General features: G+C 46.8%; 10 protein-coding genes. 5 read left to right on the plus strand and 5 right to left on the minus strand.

Going from position 1 to position 14,731, the window contains the following annotated elements:
* Position 1: 1 nt before the first annotated feature.
* The 4 genes from GA003_08075 to GA003_08090 form a co-directional block, all read right to left on the minus strand.
* Positions 2–2,461, minus strand: a complete 2,460-nt coding sequence (locus tag GA003_08075) for a DUF1592 domain-containing protein (protein QXD29906.1) — start codon at positions 2,459–2,461, stop codon at positions 2–4.
* Between the two features lie 115 nt (positions 2,462–2,576).
* The gene (locus GA003_08080) at positions 2,577–3,827 is read right to left on the minus strand and encodes an NAD(P)/FAD-dependent oxidoreductase (protein ID QXD30376.1); all 1,251 of its coding nucleotides are present in this window, start codon (positions 3,825–3,827) and stop codon (positions 2,577–2,579) included.
* A gap of 10 nt (positions 3,828–3,837) precedes the next feature.
* Positions 3,838–4,530 carry a methyltransferase domain-containing protein gene (locus GA003_08085; GenBank protein ID QXD29907.1) on the minus strand — a complete coding sequence of 231 codons (693 nt, stop codon included), beginning with the start codon at positions 4,528–4,530 and terminating at the stop codon, positions 3,838–3,840.
* Positions 4,531–5,113: 583 nt separating this feature from the next.
* Complete coding sequence (locus GA003_08090; protein QXD29908.1) at positions 5,114–5,788, minus strand: ankyrin repeat domain-containing protein; 675 nt, start codon at positions 5,786–5,788, stop codon at positions 5,114–5,116.
* 54 nt (positions 5,789–5,842) lie between these two features.
* Between GA003_08090 and dinB the strand changes: the two genes are divergently transcribed.
* Positions 5,843–6,934: a DNA polymerase IV gene (gene dinB / locus GA003_08095; protein QXD29909.1), complete on the plus strand. Its 1,092-nt coding sequence runs from the start codon at positions 5,843–5,845 to the stop codon at positions 6,932–6,934.
* Here dinB and GA003_08100 read toward each other — a convergent pair.
* Complete coding sequence (locus GA003_08100; GenBank protein QXD29910.1) at positions 6,923–7,411, minus strand: GNAT family N-acetyltransferase; 489 nt, start codon at positions 7,409–7,411, stop codon at positions 6,923–6,925. The two genes, dinB and GA003_08100, sit on opposite strands and share 12 nt — an antisense overlap.
* Positions 7,412–7,713: 302 nt before the next feature.
* On the opposite strand from GA003_08100, the gene GA003_08105 reads away from it, so the two are divergent.
* The 4 genes from GA003_08105 (at position 7,714) to GA003_08120 (ending at position 14,726) form a co-directional block, all read left to right on the plus strand.
* Positions 7,714–8,664 (plus strand): fatty acid desaturase, encoded by a 951-nt coding sequence (locus tag GA003_08105; protein QXD29911.1) that lies wholly within the window; start codon positions 7,714–7,716, stop codon positions 8,662–8,664.
* A gap of 42 nt (positions 8,665–8,706) precedes the next feature.
* Complete coding sequence (locus GA003_08110; GenBank protein ID QXD29912.1) at positions 8,707–10,263, plus strand: bifunctional metallophosphatase/5'-nucleotidase; 1,557 nt, start codon at positions 8,707–8,709, stop codon at positions 10,261–10,263.
* 136 nt (positions 10,264–10,399) lie between these two features.
* Positions 10,400–11,758, plus strand: a complete 1,359-nt coding sequence (locus GA003_08115; GenBank protein QXD29913.1) for a hypothetical protein — start codon at positions 10,400–10,402, stop codon at positions 11,756–11,758.
* Positions 11,759–11,837: 79 nt separating this feature from the next.
* Positions 11,838–14,726, plus strand: a complete 2,889-nt coding sequence (locus GA003_08120) for a DUF1553 domain-containing protein (GenBank protein ID QXD29914.1) — start codon at positions 11,838–11,840, stop codon at positions 14,724–14,726.
* Positions 14,727–14,731: the final 5 nt, after the last annotated feature.

Below are 14,731 nucleotides of genomic sequence, written 5' to 3' on the forward strand. Positions count from 1 at the left end.
CTTACTCGGGTTTGAAATTAGGGTGTCTTCTTTTTTGAAAGGGAACAGATTTGACGATCGCCATCAACAGGGCAGAAGGGCGGCCGTCATTTTTTTCTAATTCGTTTACTAAATGATCCAGAGTTTCGGTGTCATAATATTCTGTGCTACGACCTAATGCATATGTCAGCAGCTTTTCACTTATGCAGTAATAAAAATCACGTTTTCGCTCCGTGGCAAGGATGTGTTTTAGTTCTTGAATGGTGGAAAATGACTCTCCTGTGATGAGGATTCCTTCGCTATCAATGGGCATTGCCAGCTCCTGATCGCGCCACATGCCCATCGCATTGAAGTTCTCCAAAGCTAATCCAAGTGGGTCCATACGGTTGTGGCAGGAACTACAGAGCGGTTCTTCCCGGTGGATGGCGAGGATATTTCTAAGCGTCTTTTCTGAGCCTTCTCCTTCGTTTTCCGCATCTTCTAAAGCAGGCACGTCGGGTGGAGGAGGTGCGGGCGGTGTGCCGAGAATGTTCTCCAGAATAAATACTCCGCGCTTAACGGGCGATGTCCGAGTTGGATTGGAAGTAAATGCAAGAATAGTCCCTTGGGTGAGTACCCCTCCACGGGGACTGTCTGGAGGTAATTGAACTTTTCTGGTTTTTGAGCCTTCTACGCCTTCGATACCATAGTGTTTTGCGAGTAGCTCGTTGACGAAGGTGTAGTCGCTGTCGAGAAGCTCCAGAACGCTGCGATCCTCTTTAATGATGTATTCGAAAAACTGTTCTGTCTCCGCTTGCATCGCCCGTTTTAGACCGCCACTCCAATCGGGGCGCTCTTCATCGTTGCTGGCGACGATAATGGCCCGAGTGCGGTCATAGCTAGCTTGCTCTTCAGCTGTTCGTCTGGCTTCTGGCACATTTCGAACGATTTGATACTCGGCTCGTGCTGCCCTGAGTTCAGGATCGTTTTTCTCCCTTAACCATACGTCATAATCGCTGATGTTGACTCCCATGATGTCTCGAGAGTGCAACCACTGACCTCCAAAGTTTTCTATGAATTGGTTTAATCTTTCGTCGGCCATCATTCGCTCAACCTGTGCCTCCAGGTTTTTCCGGAGTTCCTTTTTTTCGGCCAGCTCGAATAACTCCTCGTCTGGCATGGTGGACCAGAGGAAATAGGAGAGGCGAGATGCCAGGGCGTATTCATCAATGAGTGGGTGGGTTTCTCCACGGCGCTTTCGGAGCGTGCCTTCTTCTCTAAAAATGAAACTCGGGGCCGCCATAATGGCCACCATGGCTTGGGCTATTCCGTCTTCGTAACTTTTACCTTCTTGAGAAGAAACCGACTCAGCTAGTTTCGCCAGGCGACTGACTGTGCTGCTATCTACTTTCTTTCTGAAGGCTCTCGTCGCAAAATCACTCAGAATATCTCGCGTATAGCTTTTGCGTTTCCAACTGCTCTCGGGCACGCCTTCTGCGAAAAACTTATCGTAGTTGGGAGGCTTTACCTGGTATTTCGGGTCACTCGGGCCACGCAGAATAATTTCCTCAATTTCCATTTTGAGGGATTTAACTTTTTCTAGATCCGTGAGTGGTTCTACCGAAGTGCTGAAAGTGTGTGTACCTGGATCGAAGGTACTATCGAAAGCAAACTCGTGGATCTTGCCCGAAGTATAAACGTAATTCTCCTCGAAGATTGCTTCCTCGTCGACTGAGAAAGTAAAGTGACATTCATTGTAATCGAACCCTCGGAATGAGGAGAAACTCTTGGGCTTGATTCGTATGATCAATTGATAATCGCCGGCGTTTTCTATCTCAAAGTTCGCTGTCCTGGTGGAGGGTGAATAGAATGATAGTTGAAGGTTATCTTCGTCTTCATCTTCGGGAAGACCTGGCGAGAATAGCTTAACCAGTGATTCTTCGGACCAGGATTGCTCAGGTGTTATGGTAGATTGGGTCGGGACTGTTTCGGTAATGATGTTGTTAGCGGCGTCCAGGTATTTTTCCAGGAGCATCGGAGAAATGGTTAAGACATCACCAATGTTGTCGAAGCCTTCTCCTGAATCATCAGTAGGGAAAATGTCCAGTGTGTTGTAGTCTATGTTCAGGAGGTCGTTGACTGTATTCTGGTATTCAATACGGTTGAGCCGTTGGACCGTCATTTGTCCGGGGTCCTGGTTTTGCGGATCGATATTGAATGGTTTTGCTTTGATCCAATCGGCTAGCTTTTGCCTTTCCTCTTGGGTCGGTTGCGCTTCCTCTAACGGCGGCATGACATGGGCTCGTGTATTTTTCAGGACACGAAGCCAGAGATCGTGGTCTCTTATGCTATCGGCGGTGAATTCATCCAGAACTACATTGCCTTCACTGATCCCGAATCCATGGCAGTCATAACAATAGTTGTCGAGCAAGGGCGCTATATCATTATTAAATGACTGCAGGATCGCTTTATTGGCGCAAAGCGAAGCTATAGGGACGGTCAAAATAACCGCGGCTAGAAGTCTCAATTTTCTTAGGGAGTGAGAGATCACGGGATACGTTAGGAAAGGCTTTTGGGGTGTATAGCTGTAAATAAGGGAATCTTTCCGAGCGCAGCAATCAAAATTGGCTACTTGTTTCGCCGATAGCCGATCCTGCTAGATATCCGGTAGTCCAGGCATTCTGGAAATTGAATCCACCGGTGATGCCATCAATGTTGAGGACTTCCCCTGCAAAATAGAGGCCAGGAATCCGGCGGCTTTCCATCGTCCTCAGGCTGACTTCATTGAGTTCCACTCCACCGCAGGTAACGAACTCTTCCTTGTTCATGCTTTTGCCAGAAACATTGAAGGCGCAATGGGTCAGGGTTTCATGCAGTCGTGTTAGTTGGTTTTTGGATATCTGTGACCAGGTAGATGTGCCGTCTATCTCTCCTCGCTCAATCAGTTTCTCCCATAAACGCTTGGGTAATTCGGGGAAGGGGGATCGAGACAGTAGTGATCGTTTTCCGGCAGAGGTGCGAAGTTTAGCAAAGGAAGCCTCAAGATCTTCATTCGGTAGCCAATTTACAAAAACCGTAAAGGTATAATCGACTGAGTGAAGTTTGCGTGCGCCCCAGGCAGACAGTTTGAGAATGGCTGGCCCGCTTAACCCCCAATGAGTGATGAGCAGAGGGCCATGACTGTTTAGCTTAACCGAGGGAATGGTAACACTTGCATGCTTTACAGAAATCCCTGCCAGTTCGCTCAAGCTATTCTTTGGGATGTTAAAGGTGAAAAGGGATGGAACCGCCGGGTGGATGGTATGACCAGAAAACTTGAGGAGTGACTCAGAAGCCGCAGATCGGGTTCCTCCTGTTGCAATCAGTAAGTTCTTTGACCGAATGGACGTACCTTCTGCGCAGCGTATGCTGAATGAGTAGGGGGCATCTGCCTGATAGGAAATCTCCGCAACATTCGTTCTAGTCCTGGTTTCAATGCCAAGCTGTTCGGCAGTTTCGCACAGACAATCTATAATGGTTTGAGAGTTATCGCTTGTTGGAAACATGCGCCCGTCCTTTTCTGTCTTGGTATGAACTCCGTGGTCCTCAAACCAATCGATCGTTTTCTGGGCATCCCATCGATGGAGTGGCCCGATGAGTGCTTTTTCTCCCCGAGGATAGTGGGTAGCGAAAGTCCGAGGGTCAAAACAGGCTTGTGTAACGTTGCAACGGCCACCACCAGAAATACGAACTTTGCCCAATACCTGGGGTGCCTTTTCCAGAATGAGCACAGGCTCAGACGGATCACATAATTCCGCTGCTCTTATCGCGGCAAAATATCCAGCGGCACCCCCGCCAATGACTACCAGATGATAATCGCTTTTTTCTATACCGCCCAAGCTAATCGATCTTTTCGAAGATGACCATGTAGTTGTCCTCGAGGAAATCCGTGACTTCTTCGGATTTCTTAAAACCCGCAGAAATAATTTCTTCTTCAAAGACTTCTTGGCCCGCTCGCATGTGTCCGAGTATCCATTCAGAGCTCTCTCCGGGAATGCGCTTAAAATCAATGAGTACTAAACGGCCTCCTTTGCGAAGTGCCTTGTGGGTGGAGGTAATCGAATCGAGTGGATATTCAAAGTGGTGGTAGACGTTGCAGATGAAGGCTACATCCACCGAGTTTTTCGGGAGTTTGATCGAGCGTTCGCCGCACAGGACAGATTCTACATTCTTCCAGTTGTTCTGTTCAGCCTGTTCATTAATGTGGTCGAGAAATTTTTGGACGATATCTACAGCAAAGACTTTCCCGTTTTTGCCAACCGCTTTGGAGAAGTAAGGGAGGTGGGCTCCGGTGCCGGCGCCGATGTCGACAATGTCCATGCCTGGTTTGAGGTTGAGACGTTTGACGATTGCTTCTCGGTTGTCGAATACCTCGCGACCTTCCGCTTGCAGGCGTTCTACCCATTCTTCAACAACCAGGTCCTTTTTAAGGTAAGATGTATTAATCCCCGAGTTGACGCTTTCTTTTTGTGCGAATCCGCTAAGGGCGAAAGAGAAAATGAGGACGCTCTTAAACAGTTGTTTTGTAGTCATGATGGTAAACAGTTATCATCCTTATGACTGCTGTTAAGCTTAAACCGTTTGTGTGTGGGAAATATTATGAATGCTAATTCGAAGGCCTGAACGGATCGGAGAATTTAGGATCCGTCAGAAAAAGATCATTGATTAAGGTCAATAGGAATTGAATTAAGCCCGCCTTTTCTCCGTTGTTGAAATTGGGTCGTATAGGGCATTATTGTTTTCCAACCTTCTATGAGCTTCATGGGATAGGATTGATGACAAAACCGTCATGGAACAAAACTTGAAGATAATTGGTTCATGACTCTTACTGGGGCGAATGAAAGTCCTATTGGTAGAAGACGAAGTCAAAATCCGCAGCTTTATAGAAAAGGGGCTCCGGGCGGAGGGGTTCGTCGTAGATTCTCTGGATAACCAACTGGCAGGTCAGATGCCGACTAGAAGCACGTAGCTTGAAAGCTGTACAGAACGGCGCGTTGAGCGTAGAACTGAGAGGATCATTGTAAAAGTTAAAAGGAAACAGCTACCATGGGAAATCATCCCCTTGTGGCCAGTCTTTTGTTCTAGGTATTAAACCCTAATTCTTTTGTGCAGAATTTTAAGGATTTTCAGATCTTGCCTTTAGTAATTCCGCGACTTCCAGGTGCCCATTATCGCGGGCAAATGATTCTGCAGTCGATCCGTCTATATCTTGCAGGGAAAGGTCGGCTTCGTGTTGGAGTAACAATTCAACCACCTCCTTGTGTCCTTCAGCTGCTGCAAACATGAGAGCGGACCAATGTTCCTCGGAATCTACTTCGTTTACTTTGGCCTTGTGATTCAATAATAGTTGAACGGTCGGAACATTAAGACCAGTAGAGGCAAACATGAGTGCTGTTCGTCCGGCTGAATCCTGCGTGTCGATCTTGGATCCTTGATCTATTAAATATTGGGCAATGGGTGTATGGCCGTTGAAGGCTGCGAGCATGAGTAAATTGCGACCAGTCTCGTCTACTTGATTGGGATCGGTTCCTGTTTCCAAAGCTTGTTGAACGGTTTCCACGTGTCCTTCGAGAGCTGCCTGAATAGCGATTTCAAAGGGAATCGCCATTTTTCCAGTATCAGCACTTTTTGCTGGGGCCGTTACAGGTTGAGTCGTTGAAGCAGGTACTTCAGCTGCTTCAGTCGTGGTTTCTTTGGAACCACCGCAGCCGACCTCGAGTAATAGGATGGAGCCAATGAAAAGAGCTGAAGCCGTCTTCATGGGTGCCGATAAATTTAGGAATGGATTCATGTCGAATGGATGATTCGGAATTTCTTGTGCAGAGTTGGATGGCTGACAGGCTTGATGGAAAAGAGCAAGAACCACTTGAATCAGGAATCTTCAGAGTCGAATCGCAAAATAATCCATATCGATATGGATTGTTTCTATGCGGCTGTAGAGTGCCGCGATAATCCTTCGGTGGCCGATAAACCAGTCGGAGTAGGAGGTAGTGGGGGAAGAAGTGTTCTGACGACCTGTAACTATGAAGCACGAAAGTTCGGGTGCCGTTCTGCGATGCCTGTCTATAAGGCCCTGAAGCTTTGTCCGCATTTAGTGATTAAACCAATCCGGTTTTCCGTCTATCGTGAGGAGTCGGCCAAAATTCGGGATATTTTCAGGGAATACACGGAACTTATTGAACCCCTGTCACTTGATGAGGCCTATCTAGATGTGAGTCATCGCACAGAATATGCTTGGACACTTGCGAAGGAGATTCGAAAAAAGATTTACGAAACCACTCAACTGACTGCGAGCGCGGGTATCTCCTGCAATAAGATGTTGGCCAAGATTGCCAGTGATTGGAAAAAACCAAACGGTCAATTTGCCGTATTGCCGGAAGAAATTGAGGGGTTCATGAAATCGTTGCCGGTGAGCAAGATTTACGGCGTGGGCCCAAAGTCGGCTAAACGATTGAAGGCCTTGGGTTTTGAAACGTGTGGAGAGTTACAGGAAGTTGATCTTGGAGAACTGCACAGGCATTTTGGGCCGACTTGGGGCACGGAATTGTATCGATTATGCCGGGGAGAGGATCATCGACCGGTTGAAGCATCGAGGATCCGCAAGTCTATGAGTACGGAGACCACCTTTGCGGAGGATCTGACTACGAAGGAAGCTTGTATTGATGAATTGGCGGGTCTTCTTGACGAACTGGAAAGTGACCTGCAAAAAATGTCCGGGAAGGAACGCATCGCCAAAGCGTTTGTGAAGCTTAAGTTCTCCGACTTCAAAACGACTACCAAGGAATGTTCTGCCAGGGCGGTGTCTCGAGACATTATGGTTCCGATGATTGAAGAGGCCTTTGATCGAAATCCGGAATCCGTTCGCTTAATGGGAGTGGGGGTTCGTTTCGAGGAGCCAGGAAAAATGGATGAGCGTCAGCTTGAGTTATTTGCCTGAAGGTAGATCGAGAAAAAACTGATACTCTGAATAAGGGTCTGGGGCATCTTCCAAGTGCTGAATGGCACCCGTTTTCGCAAAACCATATTTTTTAAAGAAGTTGTGGGCACGGTTATAGCGTGTGTCAGACCAGAATTCAACCCGTTTGAATTGGGTTTCGATGGCCCAATCCATTGCCCACTTGAACAGGGTGTGGCTTGCTTCTGTTCCGTGGTATTCGGGCTTTAGATACAATCGACGAAAGGTTAGCAGACCCTCTGGCAGATTGATCGGTTGAGTCGCATGGGTGCCAATGATTGTGCCATCCTTTTCCAGGACGACAAAATGTCCTCCATTATTAAAATAGTTATCTTCAATATCCAAAAGGTCGCTATCGTAACCTTCCAACCAGATTTTGTCTCCATGCTTCCGGTACGTTTCATCAATGAGACTGATAATTATATCCGCGTCTTCGTTGTTGGCTTGTCTCAATTTCATGACTTCTAGTTGGTAAGGAATCCGGATTTCTGCTTCAGTATTTGGGTCTACTGGACTGTGGCTTTCTGGCAAGACTTCAAAGTAATCAAGGCAATGGGAAGACATAAGATAAGGCAACGCAGAGATGCGGGCTGTTTTTCCCGACTGACGATTCTTGGCATTTTAGGCTAATTACTAGTGTTTTCTGGATACGGATATTCCGTAAAATGCTCATTCCTATCAACTTAATCATCCGCCTTTGCTTTTATGCTACGCGCAACTTTCAGGCGCGTTAGCAGAGGTTGTCATGTGGAGACACTCACATGTATAAACAATTTCGTGCTGATAAATACTTCTTTTTGAAGTATTATGTGATCAACCTGATCTTTTACTCGGTCGCCTGTACGGCTCTGGCTTTCTATACAGGCCTATTCTCTGGATCCTATGCCTGGCTTTGGTTTCTGGCAATTGTTCCGGTCATTTTGCCCGACTTTAAAGTGATCGCTTTGGGAGGAGCTATTTGCACCGGGTTATTCTTCTTTTTTATGCCCTTCCATTGGTGGTATCTGCTGGGAATACCGTTGGGTGCTTACTTGGGAGTTCAATCTGGTGCGTGGATGCACAACGCCTGTCATGGTAATCTCAAGCCCAAGTGGTTGAACAGATTCGTAGGGGAATTGTGCGGGCTGCAACAGTTGCCAGGAGTAGCAGGTTGGTGGGTGACACACATTATTCATCATCAGTATCCGGATGATCCTGATTTGGATCCGCATCCGTCTCACGGTGTAACTTATTGTGGCTTTATTCGTAATATGAAGGTGACGATGCGCAAAGCTATGACCCATAATTTCTTCAATCTTTGGGGAAAAACCAAAGAGACCAAACGTATCTGGGCGATGGTGGATCTTACGCTTCCGATTAATCGCTATTTGCGGGCCTTGTTTATGTTACTGCTATTTTCCCCACCCGTCTTTTTCTTCGTTTGGATTCCATCCTATCTGACAAACATTACATTCTACGCGCATTTGAATTATGCGACTCACCGTCCCAACGAAAAGGGGGATTTTGAAATCCTGGATGTAAATCGAAGTTGGTACTACAGATTCATGAATTGGATGGCTCAAGGGTGTTACTTTTATAAGACGCATCATTGGAGACCTCACTCCATTAACCCCATGAAAATGGATCCAACGAAGGAAGATGCCTATGTGTTCTTCGTCCTGGAGGGGAACCGGGAGGCTGCGGAAAAGCCAAGAGTAGAGAAGGCTTCCTGATAAGGGTTGAGCTTTTGTAAGGCACCCTAATAGAAGTGGGCTATGAATTCTCGCCTACTAAAGGTTTTTCTACTCGGGTATTTGGTTTGTTTTGGCGCTACGTTGTTAGCTGAAAAACGAGAAGTAACCTTACTGTTCACCAATGACTTTGAAAGTGCGTTCGATCCAATACCAGCCTATTGGCGTGATGATATCGAACTGATTGGTGGTGCTCCTCAAATTGCAACCTTGGTAAATAATATCCGGGAAGAAGAGGAATTAGTATTCCTGTTTGATTCAGGAGACATTTTTACCGGGATTCTCTCAAAATTGACGGAGGGAGCGGTGCCTATGGAAATGATGATCACCATGGGCTACGATGCCATGGCGATTGGCAATCACGAGTTTGAGTATGGATGGGAGAGTTTTGCAGAGCAGAAGAACCGACTTCCTTTCCCTGTGCTGGGGGCCAATATGTTTTATGCCGATACGGGGCGAAGGTATGCCCAGCCCTACACGATTGTGGAACGGGACGGGTTTCGTATCGGTGTAGTGGGAATTATGGGACAGGATGCGGGGACGGCGATCATTCCTTCTCATGTAGCTGGGGTGGATGTTCGTGATCCGATTCCCGTCGTGCAAGCTTGGGTGGATGAATTGCGCCCTCAAGTTGACATCGTGTTAGCTCTTACTCACCAGGGGAAGACCGCGCCTATGCAAACGGATGATGAAGCGCACCCAGAAATTCACCGAGGGATCGAGGCCGATTATCGGATGGCAGGTGCTGTGAAGGGAATCGATGTTCTCTTTGGTGGCCATGCTGATGCGGGAACCGAAGAAGCTGTAGTCCATAAGAAGACGGGAACGCTCATTATGCAGACCTATGGGCAGGGAACCAGGCTAGGACAGCTTAAACTGTCATTTGATACCGAATTTAAAGAGATTGTTTCGCACGAAGGCAGACTGATTCCGGTAGTGAGTAACGAACTTGAGCCGCATCCTGTGATTGTTGAAAAGCTAGCTCACTACAGAGCTCAGTTTCCGGAGCTTGAGGAAACCGTATTTTATGCTCAGGAGCGATTATCTAGGGCTTACAACGAAGAGTCCGATCTTGGAAATCTCTACGCCGATATTCTGCGAGATGAATTGGAGGCTGAGATAGGTTTTATCAATGCTGGTGCGCTTAGGAAAGATTTGCCTCAGGGAGATGTGCCTTTGGCGGACTTGATGGATTCCTTTCCTTTTCAGGATGAGGTGGTGGTCTTGGAAATGACCGGAGCACAGATCATGGATGTACTGGAACAATCGCTGACTTTGGAGCGTGGGTTACTTCAGTTGTCAGGCCCTAAAGTTCGTTATCATAAACAGCGTTCCACAGCAAATCGTGTTTATACGGTTGAGATGGAAAAGTATTCTCTGAAGCTCTCCCAGACTTACAAGGTAGCGACGATCGAAATCTTAGCCCAGGGTGGAGATCTGTTTTCGGCTTTTACCGAAGCCAAACGACTGACCCCAAAAGGTAGCCAGATTACCTTTGCCGATATGCTCAAGGAAAACCTCAGTCGCCGACAAGTGGTTGGATTGCCAGTTCGTGGAAGGATGATACCGGTTTTGGATTAAACCTGATGTAGTCGGGTTATAAGTACAGTAAACAAGCGGCTTAGAGTGGATTATGACTCCTTGAAAAGCAGTGCATTTTAACCGGATTGATTTTCTGAGTTGAGCTTTCTGAGTATTTTTCCTCAATTGGAGGGCTATGCTATTATCTCGTTACCTTAGAATTGTTGTTGTGCTCTGTATATTTTCCTCCGCGATGTCTGTCTTTGCGCAGGATGGAGGATTGGAGTTTGATGGCCAAACCTATGAGCTTGAAGCTTTCGTGATCTACGAAACGCCGATTGATGTAATTGATGGTTTTACAGGCGAAAAGTACATTGGAAACAATCCCGTGGTGTTGGATTTTGCCGATACGTTTAATGATCTGTTACTGGGTTACCATAAGAAGTTGCTGATTCATGAGATACAGCATTTGCAATTCCGCCTTGAAGATGGATTAGCCTTTGAGAAGGAGTTGGATGAACTCTCAAAATCTTTTGGTATTAAGAAATTCGACGTCGATCACACGCGGTGGATGGTGAAAGAGAAATCGATTCTTCACCGTTTGCATACAGAACCCTTTTATAAAATCGATGCGATGATCGTGTGGGATGTTGACGAATTGAATCGCATGCTGCCTGACAAGCCCCAGAATAAATATGCGAAGGATATTCATTTCAATGAAGAGAAAGGCATTTGGGAGCGCCGTGTAACCACCCATTGGAAAGTCTCTTATATGAGAGCTCCTACAGGGAATAGGACTATCGGAAATCCCGTAAATATAGAAAAGTTTCAAGGCCTCAATCTGGATACGAATAGAGGTTATCATTTTTCCGAAGGTTTGAGTAATGATGTCCCTTCTAGAGCCTTTAAGGATGTGAATTTGACCTATCCGGTTTTGATTCGTTCCGATGAGCCTCGGGAGGAGCAAGTGCTACGTCTTAATCAGACCTTCGTTAAAAACCTGGTCCATATCTATGATCCCTTCAGTTGGGTTGCACGTCGTGACACACGTTTTCGTGGTGGGTTCTACCGCGAGATGCACGAGGCAGTTATAAAGAATCGATTCAGAGTAAAAGACCGTGAGTGGTTTGACCAAGTGCTTGCTCGCTTTCTTTCCGATGTTATTACGACCAAGCGGCATGGAACGAAGGAAATTTACTCTTTGTATGTGCTTCAGCGATTCAATCTTACTAGAAATGTGCTGGGTGAAGATCTGGACCTTCTTAATTGGAACAAGGGTGAAAAACGAGAAGGAGAGGCTAAAAGAAAGGATGCCCGGGTTTGGATCAACTATAAGAGCCCGGGCGGCGCACGCTTTATCATGCTCGATGCCTACATGCGTTACACGGATAAGTTTTTGAATGCGCTCAGAACCAACGTCGCCAATGCGAGCAAAAGTGAAACGGGACAAGAGCTCTTTAAGCGCACGATCGAAGAAGTTTCTGGAGTTCCGTTCGATCGATATGAAAAAGCTGCCGTCAAAGCGCAGAAGCAAATGATCGAGAAATATCGCTGAGTTTAAGCTCTTGCAGAATTGACCTTGTAGAAAGGGAATTTAAGGCGTTACCTATTGGGGACTAGAGACGTATCTCTTTATGCCTTCGTTTAACCCCAATCGATTCTCCGTTTTCGCTACATTGGTAGTAGTGTTGTCTGCTGGGCTATCCAGTCTAAATGGCGTTGATTTTGAGAAGGATGTTGTCCCCGTTCTGGAAGCCAAATGCCTCGGTTGTCATAATCCCAATATTCTAAAGGGGGATTTTTCCATGACGACCAAAGAGGATATCCTGGCAGTTGGGGATGATATACTGATTCCAGGGGATGCTGAAGGAAGTATGCTTTATTGGATTACAGTTCCCTTTGAAGGGGATCCGCCGGAGATGCCTGAGGATGGAGAAGCACTGACCGAAGCTGAGGCAAGTCTTTTGGCTGAGTGGATTAATGAAGGTGCAGAATGGCCCGAAGGTCTGGTTCTTAAAGAAGCTTCCAAAGCAGATAAGTCCTGGTGGGCTTATCAGCCATTAAAGGAATCCTCTAAGTATTCTATTGATGAATACATTGAAGCTGGGCTGAAGGAAAATGGGTTGGTGATGAATGCAGAGGCCGACCGAAGGACTTTAATTCGAAGAGCGACGTACGATTTGATAGGATTGCCGCCAATGCCCGAAGAGGTGAATCGTTTTGTCAACGACTCCGATCCTGAAGCTTACGAAAAACTCATCGATCGATTGTTGGCATCCAAGCATTACGGAGAACGTTGGGGAAGGCATTGGTTGGATATTGTTCGATTTGGAGAAAGTGTTGGGTATGAACAGAATTGGATCATCGACGACCTGTGGCCTTTCCGTGATTATGTGATTCGGTCGCTGAATGAGGATAAACCGTTCGATCTGTTGATCCGTGAACATATAGCGGGAGATATTATTGGGAAAGGAGATCCGGACATAGAAATCGGAAGTGCCTTTCTGGTAGCCGGTCCTTACGACAGTGTAAACAATCAGGATGCTGCGCAGGCGGCCCAGATTCGCGCCAACACCTTGGACGAAATTATCAATGCCACAGGGGAAGCTTTTCTGGGTATGACTCTAACCTGTGCTCGCTGCCACGATCACAAGTTTGATCCCATCTCTCAGGCAGACTACTATCAGCTCTATGCTACATTCGCCGGCGTTCGTCATGGCGTTGTGCCCTGGGCCAGCCAGGAAGCCAAGCAGGAGCGAGCACAAACTCTAAAACCGTTGAATCAGGCGAAAGATGCGGTAGAGGATGAACTCTCCTCTTTAAATCAAACGATATTTCAGCGTTCTTTAAAAAACTTGGCCGCTTTTGAAAGCCAATGGTCAAGGCCTCATGCAAATCGAACAGGCACAGAAGAACGATTCTCGCCTATCGAAGCCAAGTTCATTCGACTCATTTGTGAAGCACAGGATATGGATCCAGATTCGAATGTTAACTGGCGTATTGATGAGTTTGAAGTTTGGTCCTCTGAAGATAAGCCTCTCAATGTGGCACTCGCTAGCAGTGGAGGAGTGGCACATGGAAAGGGGCGAGAAATTGAAGACTTTCCCAATGCTTATGGACCCCAGCATACCAATGATGGAAAATTTGATCAGCGCTTTATATCGATGGATGACAGATTTACCATCGAGCTGGCCGAGCCCACTTTGATTGATCGCATAACTTTTTCCAGTGCTCGGATAGAAGATGATCCAACCATTTTCAAATTCGCCTTTGTCGCGGATTACAGGATTGAAACTTCCGTTGACGGAGAATTCTGGACGGAAGTGGCAAATGGACGTGACCGGAGACCTGTTCCTAAAATGCCGTCCAATCCTTCTTCTTTTATTCAGCGAGTTTTCCGAGATCATATGGAGGTTCGGCTGATAGATCTGGGAAAGTCAGAAGTAGAGTCAGCCCGAATAGCGGGATTAAATTCTGAAATATCACGGCTAAATCGTGAAATTAAGAACGTGCCTGCGCTTCCGAAGGCCTGGATGGGAACACGTAACAAAAAAGACTCAGCGGGTCCATTTCATGTGTTTATCGGGGGTAGTCCTCAGAAACAGGGTGTCACTGTTCAACCAGCAAGTATCTCTACGCTAAGCGAAGTGACGCCTGGTTTTAAGCTGGAAACGGAGACAGATGAAGCGAACCGTCGAGTCGCTTTGGCAGAATGGATTACAAGCTCGGATAATCCCCTGACGCCACGCGTTCTGGTTAATCGCCTGTGGCACTATCATTTTGGTACCGGAATCGTAGATACACCTAATGATTTCGGGTATATGGGAGGAAGGCCGACTCATCCAGAGTTACTCGACTATTTGGCGAACACGTTAAAAGAGAACAATTGGCAACTCAAGGAGCTACATAAGGAGATTATGACTTCTAAAGTCTATAGGCAGACTTCGGATTGGCGCGAAGATGGCGCCGCATTGGATGCTGATAGCCGGCTTTTGTGGCGCTTTCCACCACGCCGACTTTCTGCGGAGGAGATTCGTGATACGATTCTCGCAGTGTCGGGGAATCTGGATACATCTATGGGAGGAGAAGGATTTCGTCTCTACTACTATATGCGTGACAACGTATCCACTTACGAGCCGTTGGACCAACATTCGGATGAAACCTATCGCCGGGCCGTTTATCATCAAAATGCTCGAGCATCCGTTGTCGACTTGATGACTGATTTTGATCAGGCAGATTGCACGCTATCTACTCCGCGTCGTGTGCTGACAACTACACCTTTACAGGCCCTGACCATGATGAATCATTCCTTCACGATGGATATGGCGGTTGATCTAGCCGACCGAGCTTCGTCGATGGGGCAAACTCCGGAAGCGCAAATTGAAGGGCTGTATGAAATCGTTTATCAGCGAGCTCCTCGATCGGAGGAAGTATCACAATTGAAGCAACTCGTGGCTGATCACGGTTTACGTTCCCTTTCGCGGGCCATTTTAAATTCGAGCGAACTTATTTATTTGGATTAAACAAT

This window comes from Opitutia bacterium ISCC 52 (assembly GCA_014529675.2).
GTDB lineage: Bacteria > Verrucomicrobiota > Verrucomicrobiia > Opitutales > UBA2995 > UBA2995.